General features: G+C 32.9%; 10 protein-coding genes. All 10 read left to right on the top strand.

The annotated features are described in order from the left end of the window. A partial coding sequence (locus tag WBN21_RS04235; protein ID WP_424198047.1) for a hypothetical protein occupies positions 1–271 on the top strand: 271 nt, incomplete at its 5' end. A 9-nt stretch (positions 272–280) separates the two neighbouring features. Further along, the gene (locus WBN21_RS04230; RefSeq protein ID WP_424198046.1) at positions 281–2,383 is read left to right on the top strand and encodes a glycoside hydrolase family 127 protein; all 2,103 of its coding nucleotides are present in this window, start codon (positions 281–283) and stop codon (positions 2,381–2,383) included. A gap of 95 nt (positions 2,384–2,478) precedes the next feature. Beyond that, the gene (locus WBN21_RS04225; RefSeq protein ID WP_424198045.1) at positions 2,479–4,092 is read left to right on the top strand and encodes a T9SS type A sorting domain-containing protein; all 1,614 of its coding nucleotides are present in this window, start codon (positions 2,479–2,481) and stop codon (positions 4,090–4,092) included. Positions 4,093–4,328: 236 nt separating this feature from the next. Then, positions 4,329–5,708: a hypothetical protein gene (locus tag WBN21_RS04220; protein WP_424198044.1), complete on the top strand. Its 1,380-nt coding sequence runs from the start codon at positions 4,329–4,331 to the stop codon at positions 5,706–5,708. Between the two features lie 42 nt (positions 5,709–5,750). Further along, the gene (locus tag WBN21_RS04215; RefSeq protein WP_424198043.1) at positions 5,751–7,130 is read left to right on the top strand and encodes a sulfatase; all 1,380 of its coding nucleotides are present in this window, start codon (positions 5,751–5,753) and stop codon (positions 7,128–7,130) included. A gap of 19 nt (positions 7,131–7,149) precedes the next feature. Then, a complete protein-coding gene (locus WBN21_RS04210) occupies positions 7,150–8,589 on the top strand; it encodes a sulfatase-like hydrolase/transferase (protein WP_424198042.1) in 1,440 nt (479 codons plus the stop codon). Positions 8,590–8,594: 5 nt separating this feature from the next. Beyond that, complete coding sequence (locus WBN21_RS04205) at positions 8,595–10,085, top strand: sulfatase family protein (RefSeq protein WP_424198041.1); 1,491 nt, start codon at positions 8,595–8,597, stop codon at positions 10,083–10,085. Between the two features lie 2 nt (positions 10,086–10,087). After that, positions 10,088–12,424 carry a glycoside hydrolase family 2 TIM barrel-domain containing protein gene (locus tag WBN21_RS04200; protein WP_424198040.1) on the top strand — a complete coding sequence of 779 codons (2,337 nt, stop codon included), beginning with the start codon at positions 10,088–10,090 and terminating at the stop codon, positions 12,422–12,424. 162 nt (positions 12,425–12,586) lie between these two features. Then, positions 12,587–14,497, top strand: coding sequence for a right-handed parallel beta-helix repeat-containing protein (locus WBN21_RS04195; protein ID WP_424198039.1), 1,911 nt, complete (start codon positions 12,587–12,589; stop codon positions 14,495–14,497). Between the two features lie 85 nt (positions 14,498–14,582). After that, entirely contained in the window at positions 14,583–17,705 is a 3,123-nt protein-coding gene (locus tag WBN21_RS04190; protein ID WP_424198038.1) for a SusC/RagA family TonB-linked outer membrane protein, read from the top strand. Positions 17,706–17,712: the final 7 nt, after the last annotated feature.

Genomic DNA, 17,712 nt, shown 5'->3' with positions numbered 1-17,712 from the left:
CGATGTGAGATGGCTTCAGCTAACAACAAATAACAATTCAGGAATTCAAATATCTGGAAAGCCAGAGTTTGGATTTTCAATTTGGCCGTATTCATCAGAAAACCTAGAAAAAGCTAAACACCCATACGAATTAAAACCTCAAGGATTTTACACTCTAAACTTAGATTTAATACAAATGGGAATAGGTGGAACATTATCTGAAATGTTACCTCATTACCTAATTAACTCAGGTAAATACAACTTTGAATTTAATATAAAACCTTTAAAATAAAAGCATAAAATGAAAAAACTATCCTTACTTATCACTTTAATCTTTTTTGCTTTAACATCTTGTAAACAAGAAAATAAAGGTCTTGCTAAATCTGAGATTCTTGACACAAAACTTGAAGTTGTTTCTAATGTATCTGCCGAAAAATCTGCTAACCTAAAAAATCAAGGTATTGGAAGTGTCGATTATTCGAACAGTAAACATGTAAAGTTTAAAAATATAAATATTGGCGATTGTGTTTGGACAGATGGTTTTTGGGCAGATAAGTTTGAATTAGCAGAAAAAGTAATGGTTCCTAGCATGGGAAAATTATTAACTGGCGATACAGGTTATGCTTTAAACAATTTTAAAATTGCAGCTGGTTTAAAAAAAGGGAAACACGAAGGAATGTTTTGGCACGATGGCGATTTTTACAAATGGATGGAAGCTTCATTATACATCTATGCCATAAACAAAGACGACAAAATATTAGAAGAAATTGATAATTATATCGAAATCATTGGAAAAGCACAATTGGAAAACGGGTATTTACAAACTCAAATAACAATTCCCGGAAAGAAACCTTTTTCTGAAGTAAAAAACCACGAAATGTATAATAGTGGCCATTTATATATAAGTGCCTTAACGCATTATAGATTAACAGGTAAACGCAACTTTTTAGACATTGCAATAAAAAATGCCAACAATTTGTACGATGTTTTTCAGCCTCAACCAAAAGAATTAGCACGATTTGGTTTTAATCAAGTACAAATAATGGGTTTAGTAGAATTGTACAGAACCACTAAGGACAAAAGATATTTAGAACTTGCAGAAATTTTCATAAACATGCGTGGTATGTCTAAAGTAGTTGTAGACCCAACAGTAAGCTATAGAAACATAGGCGATATGACACAAGAAAGAATTCCGTTGAGGAAATCTAAAGAAGCTGTTGGTCATGCCGTTTTGGCTTTATATTATTATGCTGGTGCTGCAGATGTTTATGCCGAAACAGGAGAGCAAGCGTTAATTGAAGCTTTAGATCGTATATGGGGTAATATTGTAAATCAGAAAATGTTTATTACTGGAGCTTGCGGACAAAAACATGATGGAGGTTCGTCTCATAGAGATTTTGTACACGAAGCCTTTACAATAGATTATGAAATGCACAATGCAAATGCCTATAATGAAACATGTGCCAACTTATGTAACGCGATGTTTAACTATAGAATGATGAGTGTAAAAGGAGAATCTAAATATGCAGATGTTATCGAAACTGTTATGTATAACAGCGCTTTATCGGGTATCGATCTTGGTGGTACTAATTTTTTCTATACAAATCCCTTAAGAAGAAGTTTTGATCATAAAATGGGAGGCACCGATTATCCAACAAGAGTCCCTTATATCCCATGTTTTTGTTGTCCTCCAAATTTAGTTAGAACCATTGCAAAACTATCAACTTGGTCTTATAGTTTAACCAATAATGGACTTGCAGTAAATCTATATGGCGGAAATACCCTAGAAACAAACTTGCTAGATGGTTCAAAAATTAAATTAACACAAAAAACTGATTACCCATGGGATGGTGATGTTAACTTTACTGTAGAAGAATGCAAAGACAATGCTTTCGATATTCTATTAAGAATTCCAGAATGGGCTAAAGAAAGTTCAATTTCTATAAATGGTAAAAATGAAAACATAACGCTTCAAGAAGGTGAGTATGTTACTTTTAATAGAAAATGGAAAAAAGGAGATATAATTTCTTTAAATATGCCAATGAAATCGGAATTAGTTGTGGGTCATAGAAAAATTGAAGAAGTTAGAAATCAAGCCGCAATTAAAAGAGGACCCGTTGTGTATTGTATAGAAACTCCAGATTTACCAAAAAACACAAATGTATTAGATGTATATCTTCCTTCGGATATAAAATTAACTTCACAAAAAGAAGCTGGTTTTTTAGGTGGAGTCACAACTTTAAAAGGACATGTTTTATTGACATCTGATAAAGAAAACAAAATGTATAGAACATTAGAAAAAAAGTCATGGCAACCATTTGAAGCTACCTTTATACCATACTACGCGTGGAGTAATAGAGGTGTTAGTGAAATGACTGTATTTATGCCAATCATTTGGGAATAAACAATTTATTTACTATCAGAAACAATTATAAAACCAACAAAGACAATTATTCTATTATTGTCTTTTTAATTTGTAATACTTTAAAAACTCTTAATATGAAAACTAAATACGCTGCATTAATACTTTTTATTCTAGGTTTAGTTTTACCTATTCAATCTCAAACACCACCAGACAGTTCATTTTATAATCCAACCGTAGGTACTGGAACACAAACCATCAGTCCTTCTGTAGGAACCGGAGACGACTCTCTATTGTTTATTAATGCTATCAACGCCTTAACTGCTTCTGGAGGAACCATTACTGTGCAAGCAGGAACATATAGAATTCTTGAAGTTCCTTTAAAATCTAACGTGCATATCGAAATGGATGCTGGCACAACCATTCTGCCTTACAATCCAACACCAGGAGTAAATAACGCGATGTTTGATGCCGACAATAATGCTGGAATAACCAATTTTAGTATAATTGGTGTAGGTGGTAAATTTAATTTCGACTTAACAGGGTTGGCCTCAACACTTCGAATAAGAGTTATAAATTTTAAATATTGTAGTAATTTTAAAATAGCTAATTTTCATATTATAGATAGCTATACCGAGTTTTCTTCTTTAGCTTTTGGAACTAATTATACAACTTCAAACGGTGTAATTAATTCGGTAAGAGGTGTGCCACAAAATGGTATCATTGAGAATGCTTCAATGGTTAATGGTCATTATGGTTATGGTTTGGTACAAACACAAGCAGGCAAAAATATACTGTTTAGAGATTTATCCTGTGTTGGAGGTGTTGCCTTAAGATTAGAAACGGGTTTTGATTTAATCCAATATACATCTGGAGCCCTTTTTGAAGCCATTAAACTCACTAATATTTATGGACGAAATCTTGAATGCACCAATGGTCAAAGTGCATTACAACTTTCCCCACATACTTTAGACCAAGGATTTTTTGATATGAGAAATATTACAGCAACGAGCTGCGAAGGTGGTGTTGTCTGGTCCGCTGGATTTACGACAGATGAACAAGAAACAAATGGATTAACTCCTGGTTCTTTTGATAGCTCTTCAATAGTAAGAAACGTGACTGCTATCTTTGGTCAAGATGCACAATTACATCCATCTAAAAGATTAAGATATATACCATGTCAATTACGTGTAGAACGCTCTAATGGTATTGGAATTTCTACAACACTAAATATAGATGGTGAAAGTAGAAACGGACCAGCAATTGGTGCTGTTTTATCAGAGCAAGATAAACCGGGTCATTACGATATAGATTTGCCAGTTTCAGAAGTTACTGCAATAGGGTATAATATTGAAGCGCATTATTTACCTCCAAATGCATTTTTCATAAATAGTTACGATGACTATGAAATTTGTAATGAATCCATAGATGGTGTGAATTTTTGGATTCCAGCAGATTATAGAGATACTCCAAACCCAAGAAACCCATTGGAAAACGGAACGTTATCAATTGAAGATAATAATTTCAATAACGTTTTTATGTATCCAAATCCCACTAACGGAAAACTTACACTCCTAGCAAACAAAGAAATTGAAACTATTTCAATTTTTAATGTTATTGGGAAAGAAGTTTTTAAAGCAGAATTAAATGCCTCGAATTTAACACATACACTCAATTTAAGTCATTTAAAAAAAGGTGTGTACTTTGTGAACATTGAAAACAAATCCATAAAAAAACTAATATTAAAATAAACCATTCATGTTGAAAAAATTATTATTTATCCATTGTTTATCATTAATCACGTTACTTAGTTTTTCACAAGAAAAACCTAACGTATTATTAATTATGGTTGATGATATGAATGATTGGGTTAGTGCTTTTTCTTAAGCTAATAGAGTTTATTTACGCTCAAATACAATTTTTAAACTAGAGAGAACAAATATTTAATAGTATCATATGATATTTACATTGATAAAATTAAATATGGATGATTATTAAATATAAAAATAGCTTTTTAGTTTTAACTGTCTTGCTTTTTGTTGCTTGTTCTTCAGAATCAAATAATGATGATATTCAAGAAGAAGAGGAGGAAATAAATAATTTGTTTTTTCAAGGTGAATCTACAACAGACCGATTAACAGACAATGAAGATAGGTTTTATATAGATAAAATACCTTCAACAGAGGTAATTGCAAATCTTAATGGTGATTGTAGTCTAGAAGACAGTCAACTTTTAAATCAACAAATCGAGTCTTTGTCAAGCACAGGCGGTGGAATTATTAAAATTCAAAAAGGCACATATTGTTTAAAGGAAGTTCAACTAAGATCTAATATTCATATTAAAATAGATTCAGATGTAGTGATTCAACCAGACCTAAGTGGTAGTGTTGCTGGTAGAAATATAAATATGTTTTTAGTTGGTGAGGATTTTTATGTTGAAAATGTTGCAATTACGAATTCAGATGAAGATAATACAGATACTTCAACATGGTTTAAAGGTCTTATTCCCTCTGGAGATGATATTGGTGTAAGATTTGTTGAGTTTGGTAATGTAAAGAATTTTAAGTTTTCTGGTTTAAGTTTAACAGATAATTACTCTAGATTTTCAAATATCGTTCTTAATTTGCCTTCTAATCAAAATGTTGATGAAGCATCTTTTAGTGGTGTTATAAAAGATGTTGTTATGACTGGTATGCATGTTGGTTATGGTGTGGTGCAAATGCAAACAGGTAAAAGTGTTTTATATAAAAACCTTGACGGACAGGGTGGTGTTACTTTAAGAGTAGAAACTGGTGCGGCAGCAACCAATCAAGTAAATAAAGTTACTGTTGATGATGTTGTTGGAAGAAATTTAACATCTAGAAGCGGAGATGCAGCGTTTAATATGTCGCCTCATCGCGTAGACCAAGGTCGTGTAGATATTGAAGGTATTTTGGCAATTAATTCTACCCATGCTATACAAATAGCAGCTGGTTTCATCGGAAGTAAACCTGGTCTTATTGAAAGAAAAGGTACGTTTGATAGTAGATCATATATTGGAGATATAACCGTAACAGGTGGTCAAGGCGCTCAGATTAAAGGAAAGGATTTTAAATATTTTGATTGTGATGATAGAAAAGAGCTTATTTTAAAATGCCAGAATCCTGATAACGAAAGTACTCCAGGTCATTCCATTGGAGCTGTTAGAGATAATGCTGCTGCTGAAGGTGGTTGTACTGGTCCAGATAATGGTTGTTACGAAGTAATTGTTGGGAATATAACAAAGACTAATACTGATTTTGAACAAGAAGATTTTTTTATATTTCCTACAAATGCAATTGACGGTTGTCCGAACGTAACAAAACCTACTGATGGAAGTTGTAACTAAATTGCTAAAGTAAAATTTTAATTTTTTTAACTCACAAATGAAATGAATTTCAAATTTATCAAACTATTATTTATTATTAGTCTTATTTTTTCTTGTAAAAACAAAGATGTAAATGCTAATAAGGAAACATTTCGGGACAAAGTATTAATTAATAAACCAAACATAGTTTTATTGTTTGTTGATGATTATGGATGGTCCGATGTTGGTTATAGAAACAACACATTCAACACTCCAAATATAGATCAACTTAAAAAAGAAGGTTTAGATTTTAATAGAGCTTATATTCCAACACCTACGTGTAGTCCAAGTAGATTGTCTTTATTAACAGGCAAGGAAGCAATCCGTTTGGGTATGCCAAGACATATTTCAATAGATCCAAATAATCCAGATGCAGAATATAACTTATGGCCTACTGACCCTGTGCAACGACCTTCAAGAAACTACTTACCTCTTGAAGAAATCACGTATGCCGAAAGGCTGAAAGAATATGGCTATTACAACTACTTTGTTGGTAAATGGCATCTTGGTCATCAAGGACGTTATCCAATAGATCAAGGTTTTGATGAAGAGTTTGGAACAACAGACCATGGGCATCCAAAAAGTTATTATTTCCCGTTTTTTAAAGATGGTGACCCAAAAGGTTTCATGAAGAATTATAAAGAAGGCGATTATCTTACAGATGTATTAACCGATGGCGCAGTCGATTTTATAAAAGGTTATGATAACGACCAACCATTTATGTTATCGTTCTGGTATTATTCTGTCCATGGACCTTCAGTAGGAAGAAAAGATTTATTGAAGAAATATCAAGATGCAGGATTAGAAGGGAAATATGCACATCATGCGGCCATGGTAGAAGCCATGGACGAGTCTGTTGGTCGTGTTAGAAAAGCTTTGGAAGAAAAGGGAATTGCAGACAATACAGTTGTAATTGTATTATCAGATCAGGGAGGCGCTTACACAAATGCACCTTTAAGTGGGGGTAAAAAAGGTGGTAATACTTTAGGAGAAGGTGGAGCAAGAGTGCCATTCATGATTTATTATCCAGAAGTGACAACTCCAAATACGGTTTCTAATGTTCCAGTTCAATCCATAGATTTATATCCAACTTTAGTTGAAATTGCTTCAGGTAAAAAATATGAGAATAAAGATATACAAGGTGTCAGTTTAATGCCTTTATTAAAAGGAAAAGAGATTGCAAATCGTAATTTATATTTCTTTAGAAGCTACGAAGACCAATATGCAGCAGTTATTTCAGGTGATTGGAAATTAGTAAAATACCATAGTGGGAAGTTTCAATTATTTAATGTTGTTGAAGACATTAGCGAGCAAAACGATTTAATTGGAACTAATTTAGAAATCGAAGCCCAATTGAAAAAAGAAATAGCAGCTTGGGAAAAAGAAGCAGTTCCAACATATTAATAAATTAAAAAAGCATTTAATGAAATTATTAAAACTTTTAAGTTTATTCATTTTTGGAGTTTTAGTTTTAAACTCATGTAGAACGGATAAAAAAGAATCTGAAACTAAGGCGCAAGCTAATCAAACTACCCAAACAAAAAAACCAAACATCATTTTGTTATTAGCAGATGATATGGGTTATGGAGAGTTAGGCGTTTATGGGCAGGAAATAATAAAAACACCTTTTTTAGACGATTTAGCTTCTAAAGGGATGAGATTCACAGATTTTTATGCTGGAACAGCTGTGTGTTCACCTTCAAGAGCTGTTTTAATGACTGGTTTACATACAGGTCATGTAAGTATTCGTGGTAACAAAGGTCAATTTGGAAATAAATCCGATAGAGTTCCATTGAGAAAATCTGAAACTATAATTCCAGAAATGCTTAAAAGCGCAGGTTATCAATCTGCAATGATTGGCAAATGGCACCTTGGTGTTCCAAATGACTTGTCTACTTGGGCAAAAGGAAGGGGTTTTGATTATGCAGTACAAGAACAATGGGGGAAAAATATAAAAGGTATTGAAATAGATGAACGCATACATTGGGTAAACAACAATCAAGATTCAATACTTTACGAATATGATAAATACAAGTGCTTAGATGAGTTTAGAACCAATTTTGCACTACAATTTCTAGAAGAGAAAGAAGACGATAAACCATTCTTTTTGTATATGTCCTATAGAACACCTCATGCAAACGAATATGAAGTGCGTAAAAACGACTTATATAAAGACAAAGGTTTCCCTGAATATGACAGGTTATATGCATCTCGAGTTACAATGCTGGACGAACAAATTGAGCGACTTTTTAATACCCTAGAGCAACGCGGAGAATTGGACAATACAATTGTAATATTTACTAGTGACAATGGCCCTTGGACAGGTTCTCATCGTTTTAAAAAACATTTAAAACATAGTCATGAGTTTTTTAAATCTTCAGCTGGATTAAAGGGTTATAAACGTGATTTATATGAAGGAGGAATTAGAGAACCAATGATTGTTTATTGGAAAGGAAAAATAAAAGCAGGACAAGTAACAAATCATCCTTCAGGATTTATTGATATTATGCCAACTATTGCTGAAATTACTGGAGCAAAAGCACCAGATAACATAGATGGTATTTCATTCTTACCAGAATTACTAAACAAAGAGCAGAAAAAACATGACCATTTGTACTGGGAAATTCAGGAAGGGAAATCGGTTAAAGGGTTTAAACAAGCTGCGCGTAAAGGTAAATGGAAAGCAGTAAGGAATGCAAATTCTTATAAAACAGAATTATACGATTTAGAAAAAGACATTTACGAAATAACAGATTTATCTTTTCAATACCCTGAAATAGTGGATGAAATGAACATAATCTTGAAAACAGAAAGTGTAAAAATTGAACATTACCCATATTCTGGTGGTGTATTTAAAGAGTAACAATTATGACAAGACTATTTTTAATAATTCTGTTAGCTAGTTTATCTAGCTGTAAATCACAAGAAAAGGAGATTGCAATAGAAAAGCCAAATATCATTTGGATAATGGCAGAAGATATGAGCTTAGATTTAGAATGCTACGGAATGCCAGCAGTCAAAACACCTCATCTTAATAAAATGGCAGAAGGAGGCATTCGTTTTGATAATGCTTTTGTAACAAACCCAATTTGTTCACCAAGTCGTTCTGCAATGATGATTGGTACACATCAAGTAAAAACAAATACTCATAATCATCGAAGTAATCGAGATGTACCTTTAGACGTACAATTCAAACCATTTACTTCGTTACTTCGAGATGCAGGTTATACAACCATTTTAGGACATCATGGTGTCATGAAAAAAGGACGAAAAATTGATGTTAATTTTAAACATGAGCCTATAGGAGAATGGGATGGGAAAACCAAATTTGGCCTATTCGATAAATATGATACGTTTGAAAAAGGAGACGAACCATTTTTTGCTCAAATTCAGTTGGCCGCATCACATCGTGGTGATTGGTGGAATGATGTTCGAGAGCAGTCTAAACACCCTGTAAACCCAGACGATGTAGTATTACCAGAGCATTATGCAGACCATCCTACAATTCGATTAGATTGGGCAAAATACCTCGATCAAGTGGAGTATTTAGATAACGAAGTTGGCATGATATTCAAAGAATTAGAAGACAAAAAAATGGCCGACAATACCATTGTAATATTTATTGGAGACAATGGTCGTTGCAATATTCGTGGTAAAGGTTACCTACATGATCCAGGGTTAAGAATCCCATTTATAATTTATTATCCAGAAAACCTTAAAGGCGGACAAATTAGAAAAGAGGTTGTTAGTGCTACAGATATTACTGCTTCTATTTTAGATTTCGCCAATGTGGAAATTCCAGATTACATGACAGGAAAACCCATTTTCAATGAAGATTTTAACCGAGATTATGTTTATGCTGCACGCGATTTATGGGATGAAATTGAAGAAAAATCTAGAGCCATTACTTCACGAGAATGGAAATACATTAGAAATGATAAACCAAAAATTCCATTTGATGCGCATCAAGCCTATTTAGAATTTTACAGACCAGCCGTTCATGTTATGAGAACATTAAACGAAGAAGGAAAATTGAATGATGCACAGAAATTCTTCTTTGCAGATTCTAAACCAAAAGAAGAATTGTATAATTTAAAGATAGATCCTCAAGAGTTAAATAACCTCGCTAACAATCCTGATTATGCCTCAAAATTAACAGAGATGCGAAACATAACTATTGTTTTTGATGACACTATGAAACCCGTTAGTAATATCTATAACCCAACACACGCAGGAGCTGTTGATGTTCTTCAATATGTAAAAGCAGAAAAACCTGAGCAATATAAGCAAATGCAAGAAGGTGTAGAAATTGGCTTTAAAAAAATGACAGACGAGTATAAAAAATCTAAAAAGAAATAAATATGAACTTTAAAACCATAATAGGATTAACTTTAATTATATGTTTCAGTTTTCAATCTTGTAAAGAAGGAAGTGTTGGAGATATAAATATAAACCAAGATTGGAAATTCAAATTACTTGAAGCTACCAACGGTTCAGAAGATAATTATCATACAGCAGATTTTAATGATGCCAATTGGACGCCTGTAAGTTTACCACATACAGCAAATCTTGAACCTTTAGTAGTAAATAATCAATGGCAAGGTATCTGCTGGTACAGAAAGAATTTTACAGTTTCTTCTGAAAATTTAGACAAAAAAATGATTTTGGAATTGGAAGCTGCTATGAACCATTCTAAAATATGGGTTAATGGTATGGAAGTCAATACACATATTGGTGGTTATTTACCTGTAGTTTCCGATATTTCAAAATATATAAAATCTGGTTATAACACCATTGCTATTCGTTTAAATAATAACGACAACCCTATTACAGGGCCAAAACCATTAAAGATTTTAGACTTTAACACCTATGGTGGTTTATACAGAAACGCATGGTTAAAAGTAAAAAATAAGGTGCATATTTCGCATCCTGTTTTAGCCAATAAAGTTGCAGGAGGAGGTGTTTTTATCACAACTCCAAAAGTATCTGAAAAAGAATCGCATGTACAAGTAAAAACGCATGTTGTTAATGACGAAAAAGATGCACAAGCAGTTAAAATTGTACACTCCATTTTTTACAATGAAGAATTAGTTAAAGAACAATCTACTGAAGTTGTATCAATTGAAGCTGGAAAAGATTTAGAATTTAAAGAAAATATATCCATATATGATGCTCAATTATGGTCTCCAAAGCATCCTAATCTATATAAATTAGAAACAACTGTTTATGTAGGCGAAAAAGTTGTAGACACGAATTCCGAAAGATTCGGGATTAGAGAATTCACTTTTGACGATGACAATCAATTATACATCAACGGAGAGAAAACCTTCTTACGTGGTGTAAATCGCCATCAAGAATATCCATTTGTTGGATATGCGCTTTCAGATAATGCACAATATAGAGATGCAAAAAAAATAAAGGAAGCCGGATTTAACTATATCAGATTATCTCATTACCCTCAATCACCAGCATTTATGGATGCATGTGATGAACTAGGATTGGTGGTTGTAGATGCTGTTTTGGGATGGCAATATTATTTAGATAGCGATCAGTTTAGAGAACAAATCTATAAATCCGCAAAGGAATTAATCTACAGAGACAGAAATCATGCTTCTGTTTTGGCATGGGAAGTTTCACTAAATGAAACAAAAATGCCTGTATTCTTTATGGAAGAATTAGATAAAATAGTGCATGAGCAATATCCTGGTGAAAATGTATATTCTTGTGGATGGATGGACGATGTTTATGATATTTACTTTCAAGCACGACAACACAGACTTTTGCACCCTCACGAGTTAAAAGACAAACCGTATTCGGTTTCTGAATATGGCGATTGGGAATATTATTCAAATAATGCTGGTTTAAACCAAGATAAACTTTCAAAAACTAAGCGTTACGAAACGAGTAGCCGACAAAGACGAGAATATGGAGAAGCTCGTTTATTGCAACAAGCCATAAACTTGCAAGAATCTCATAACGACAACATGAACACCATGGCATATTCAGATAGTTATTGGGTTATGTACGATTACAATCGCGGTTATCATCCTGATATTGAATTTTCAGGTATCATGGATATTTTTCGTATCCCAAAATTTGGATATTATTTCTATAAAAGTCAACGTGATACCGATGAAGAAAATGTGTTGAAAATTGCGACTTATTGGAATGAAGACTCACCTTTAGACATCCATATTTTCGGAAATTGCGATGAAGTTGCTTTGTATCTAAATGACGAATTAATTTCTAAACAAAAGCCTGACCAAAATAAAATATCTACAAATTTAAAACATCCACCATTTACTTTTAATATGGAATCATTTAATACAGGAACGCTAAGAGCGGTTGGTTACATTAATGGAAAACAAGTATCTGAAGATTTTGTAAAGACACCAGAAGAATCAGTAAGTTTAAAAATGTGGGCTGACGAAAGTAGTGTTGTTCCTCAATCTGGAGTTAACGATTTACTTTTCGTATATATTGCAGCCGTTGATAAAAATGGAACTATTGTTCCAGATTTTTCAGATGAGATTCAACTTAAAATAGATGGTGATATTAAAGTTATGAATGTTGGTAATATAGAAGCTGAAGCAGGAATAGCAACAGCTTTAATTAAAATTGGTAATACTAAAGGTTTGGCTATTATAAATTCAACTTCATCTCACTTAAAAGGACATTTGAAATTAGATATTCATTAAGCCTAAAAATAATGGTAAGTAAAGCCATATAATAGTTAGCCTATTATTTTAACACCACTACCAAGTGTTAATTTACTGTTAAGGACATATTATTTACTAGTATGTACACATTAAAACTAAAATAATTTCAATTTTATACTGTACAATAACGAATAAAATTCAATGGATATAATTCTTAAAAGCAATAACATCCTAAAAAGACTTTTTACATTTTTATTGTTTGTAACGGCTTTGTCTGTTTCAAGTTGTAATAATCCAAGTAGTAATGGAGAGGAAGTTTTGTTTAATACTGAAATCGCAAAAGATGCAACTCCAGTAGTTGTAGCAAGACTTCTTATGGCAGAGGGAAATCCAATTTCAGAAATTAAATTCGAAAAAGGAACTTATCACTTTTATCCAGATAAAGGATTTGAAAAATACTGTTATATATCAAATCATGGTGATTTAATGGTTAAAACCCCCTTCCCTATTTTTAATATGAAGGATTTAATCATTGACGGGCAAGGTTCTACCTTTATTTTTCATGGCATAATAATTCCGTTTCTTATTAATGAAAGTGAAAACATAACTGTGAAAAATTTATCAATCGATTGGAATGAACCGTTTCATAGTGAAGGATTAATTGTAGCAAATGATGAAAAGAACAAAACCTTTGATATGCAAATATCAGATGAGTATCCTTATGAAATTCGCAACAATCAAATCTTTTTTATTAAAGAGTATTACGAACACAGCTTAGGGCAATCCATATTATTCGATCCAATAAGAAAGGCCGTAACTTATAATACCCAAGCTTATACAGGTATATCTACAATTGGGCGTAATTCTACAAAAAACAACCTCGATAAAATTAATTATAAATATGAGCATGATGATCGTGCACCTGAGTTTAAAGATATAGGAACAGAAAACAGGTTAGTTATAGAACAATTAAAACCAGGATTAGTTCGTGTTCATAATCATAAAAAGAAAATGCCTCCTGTGGGAATGATTTTAACCATGAAAGGAGAACAAGGATTTAACAGAGTATCGCCCGCGTTTAGAGTCACCCATACCAATGGATTTAATGCTACTAATATAAATGTACACCATGCTGGTGGTATGGGCATAATTGCCGAAAATTCAGCCGATTTAATTTTAGATAATTTTAATATAACACCATCACATGGGCGTATGATTTCAACTACTGCCGATGCTACTCATTTTGTAGGGTGCAGAGGGAAAGTAGTATTAAAAAATTGCACGTTTAACAATCAATTAGACGATGCCACGAATGTACATGGTACATACCAAAAAATTGTTGATGTTTTAGGGGATTATAGAATTGGTGTGCGTATGATGCATCATCAACAACTTGGGTTTGTTATAGGATATGAAAATGATAATATTGGTTTTGTAAGATTAAGTAGTTCATTCTTCCCTTACAGTAAAGGAACTATTAAAAAAACTGAATATTTAAACAATAGATATCAAATCATCACATTTAATGAAAAATTGCCTGCAGATCTGAAGAAAGGCGATTTAATTGAAAATTTAGATGGGTATCCAGATTTATTGGTTCAAAATTGCAATATAGGTAGTAATAGAGCAAGAGGTTTATTGATTTCGAACCCGTTAAATACAGTCATAGAAAACAATGTTTTTAATACAGAAATGGAAGCTATTCTAGTACCTGTTGAAAGTGGTTATTGGTTTGAGTCTGGAAATGCAGCTAATGTAATTATTCGAAATAATGAATTTAGAGATTGCCAGTATGGTGGACATAATAGAGGTGTAATTCGTTTTGTAACGGACGACGAAAATGAAAACATGGCATTCAAAAATATAGAGATTTCTAATAATACATTCAACCAGTTTGATAATCTAATTCTTCAAATATCAAATACTGATGGCTTAAAGATTACAGGAAATACCATAACTAATTCTGGAACATTCCCAAAATTACATCCTGATAATCCTGCTATTAAGATAAATTACTCAAAAAACATTCATTTTAATAACAATACGTATTCAGGTGATGCGCAAACTATAATAGAAACAGATGAATCAACAAACAAACTAAGTTTTAAATAGCATATCTAAAGAAAAGCCCTTGAAAGTAAAACATCAATTATAACTAAATAAACTATAAAACAATTATTAACTAAATTTTAAACTAATGAAATCAACTAAAACAAAAAAAAGAAAAAAGTCACTAAGCAGACATTTGCTTATGTTGCTTTTTGTTGTACTTAGTACTTCCATAACCATACAAGCCCAAAGCAATACAGTAACAGGGGTTGTTGTTGGCGGAGATGGCCTACCAATTCCAGGTGTAGCTGTTTTAAAAGTGGGTACCAGTATAGGCGCAATTACAGATTTTGATGGGAATTATTCTATAAGTGCAAAAACTGGTGACAAACTTCAGTTTAATTATTTAGGTATGTTAGATCAAACTATCATAGTTAATAAGGCGGTGCACAATGTAACAATGGAAGAAGATGTTGAAGGTCTTGATGAAGTTGTTGTAATTGGGTATGGTACTCAAAAGAAAAAAGAACTAACAGGTGCCGTAGCTCAAGTAAAAGCAAAGGATATTGAACAGTTTGTTACTGCAGATGTTGCATCTGCGTTACAAGGTCAAATTGCAGGGATTACTGTAACCTCTGGTTCAGGAGAACCAGGTGAACAATCAAGCATTCTTATAAGAGGAATTACGTCTTTAACAGGTGGAGCCAATGAGCCTTTATGGGTTGTTGACGGTATTCCTCAAGTTGGAAACCCCGGTCTAAACGCTAATGAAATTGAAACTTTTGATGTTTTAAAAGATGCAGCATCTACAGCCGTTTATGGTTCAAGAGGGGCCGCCGGAGTTATTTTGGTGACTACTAAAAAGGGTTCAGAAGGCACTATGAAGGTAGACCTTACGTATTCGAATGGTATTCAAAGTCTAAATGAAAATGCGCCCTTAATGAATGCAAGTGAGCAAATTACATTTGAGAGACTTAAACAGTCGTTAGGTCTTGCAAACCATATTGGGATCTTGGATAATAACCCAACATGGTATGATAACGACAATGATTTTAGTCAATATGTATTAAATGACAATGCTTCAACAACTAACCATATTTTAAATGTTTCTGGTGGCTCAAAAAATTTGACTTACAATTTTGTTGGTGGTTTCTTAGATACGGAAGGTTCGTTGATAAACTCTTATTTAAAAAAGTACAATGCTAGAACTTCTACAACTTACACAACAGATAATTGGAAGATAAACACAAGTATTGCTTTAACCGTTGAAAAAAGAGCCAGAACTAGTGCTGGATTACTTGCAACTGCTAGTCGATATGCACCATATTTCCCATTAATTGATCCAGATGCAGATGCCATATTTGCTACTGACGACGGCCCCGTAACAACACCGTTAAATAATTTGGCTCAAGCAATTAAAAGAGAAAACTTATCTCGTCGTGAGATTTTAAACGGAAGTTTAAGCATTTCGCGTAATTTGGGTCAAAATTTTACGGCTAATACACGTTTAGGGGTTGCGATAACTAATCAAAACCAAAAACAATTTACACCTGCATATACACTTGTTAATCCAGATGACTTTGATGATGTTGAGACCGATCCAACCAAAAGTTTTGTGAATAGTGAAGCTCAGAGGCTATCAAAACTTAGTTGGGATGTTAGTCTAAACTATAAAAAGAAAATAGGAGGACATACAGTTAGCCTCTTAGGTGCGCTTTCTCTTGAAGAAGATACATTCGAAGGCTTTTTTGGCGAAAAACAAGGCGTTTCAAATAATGATATTACCGTATTAAATACAGCTACTATCAACCCAATTACAAATAGTTTAGCTGGTTATAAAACAACACGAGTGGGTACCTTAGGAAGGTTTCAGTATAACTATAAAGGAAAATACTTATTCTCTGTTTTAGGGCGTTACGATGGTTCTTCAAAATTTGGACTTAATAACCGTTGGGGGTTTTTCCCTTCAACTTCGGCTGCGTGGAACGTATCTGATGAGAATTTCTGGAAACCTTTAAAACATGTAGTTAATAATTTTAAATTGAGAGCTAGTTATGGTGAGGTAGGAAATGATGCTATTTCAGACTATGTTTTTAGTAGTACAATAGGTCAAGCGGCAGATTATATATTTTCAGATACTGATGGTACTTTTAATAATGGAACAGCTGTTAGAGACTATGCAAATGAAGTAGCAAAATGGGAAACTTCTAAATCAATTAATGTAGGTATTGATTTGGCTTTCTTGAAAAACAAGTTCGTTTTATCAGCAGATTATTATAAGACGAAAAAAGAAGACATGTTGTTTCCAATTACGCTACCGGCTTCCTCAGGAGCTTTTGATCAAACTGGAAATGCCCCTTTTGATATTACCGATCACAGGAATGTAGTTTTGAATGTTGGAAACATGACTAATTCAGGAATTGAAATAGCGGCAAAGTATAATCAAAAAATAGGAAAAAGCAACTTAAAACTAAACGCTACTTTTTCTAAAAATACAAATGAAATTACAAGTATTTACAATGATATTTCTTTTATTCTTAATGGTGATTCTCAATTGGTTGCAGGAGATAATCAAAATTCACTAATAACTCAATTTGCCAAAGGTTACGAAGCAGGCGCCTTCTTTATTTATGAGACCAATGGTGTGGTTCAAACAGATGAGCAATTAGCAGCATATCAATTACTTGAAGGAAGAGAAAATGCTAAAAAAGGTGATTTAATGTATGTTGATACTGATAATGACGGAGATATAGATACAGCTGATAAAGTTTACAAAGGAAGCGGCTTACCAGATTTTGAAATTGGTTTCAACATGAATTGGAATTATAAGAATTTCGACTTAGCCATGAATTGGTACGCAAGTGTAGGCGCAGAAATCATGAATGGAAACAAAGCTGTTAGTTATATTGCAGGACGTCATCCAGATTTGAATAATATTTGGACAGAAGACAACCCTACGTCTAACATTCCTAATTGGAGTGGAGCGAAAGGCGATTTTAATCACAACGGTAATACGGATTATTGGTTAGAGAATGGCGATTATTTAAGGTTAAAATTATTAACTTTAGGCTATTCATTACCTAAGGATGTTCTAGAAAAATTAGACATATATAAGTTTAGATTATACCTTTCTGCTCAAAACCCTATTACAATTACTGATTATGAGGGTTACGATCCAGAAATAGGTGGAAATGTAACTAGAAGAGGACTTGATACATCAAGATACCCATCTGCTGCAATATACAGTTTAGGAGTTAATATTGGATTTTAATAAAAAA

The organism is Algibacter sp. (genome assembly GCF_049667265.1).
Classification (GTDB): Bacteria; Bacteroidota; Bacteroidia; order Flavobacteriales; family Flavobacteriaceae; genus Algibacter_B.
Note: the sequence above shows the minus strand (reverse complement) of the source record. Positions and strands in the feature narration are given on the sequence as shown.

What these genes read in the sequence shown, in the direction of transcription:
- WBN21_RS04200 (WP_424198040.1), top strand. Translation starts at nt 10,088, where the DNA reads ATGAACTTTAAAACCATAATAGGATTAACTTTAATTATATGTTTCAGT.
- WBN21_RS04230 (WP_424198046.1), top strand. Translation starts at nt 281, where the DNA reads ATGAAAAAACTATCCTTACTTATCACTTTAATCTTTTTTGCTTTAACA.
- WBN21_RS04210 (WP_424198042.1), top strand. Translation starts at nt 7,150, where the DNA reads ATGAAATTATTAAAACTTTTAAGTTTATTCATTTTTGGAGTTTTAGTT.
- WBN21_RS04195 (WP_424198039.1), top strand. Translation starts at nt 12,587, where the DNA reads ATGGATATAATTCTTAAAAGCAATAACATCCTAAAAAGACTTTTTACA.
- WBN21_RS04220 (WP_424198044.1), top strand. Translation starts at nt 4,329, where the DNA reads ATGATTATTAAATATAAAAATAGCTTTTTAGTTTTAACTGTCTTGCTT.
- WBN21_RS04205 (WP_424198041.1), top strand. Translation starts at nt 8,595, where the DNA reads ATGACAAGACTATTTTTAATAATTCTGTTAGCTAGTTTATCTAGCTGT.
- WBN21_RS04225 (WP_424198045.1), top strand. Translation starts at nt 2,479, where the DNA reads ATGAAAACTAAATACGCTGCATTAATACTTTTTATTCTAGGTTTAGTT.
- WBN21_RS04190 (WP_424198038.1), top strand. Translation starts at nt 14,583, where the DNA reads ATGAAATCAACTAAAACAAAAAAAAGAAAAAAGTCACTAAGCAGACAT.
- WBN21_RS04215 (WP_424198043.1), top strand. Translation starts at nt 5,751, where the DNA reads ATGAATTTCAAATTTATCAAACTATTATTTATTATTAGTCTTATTTTT.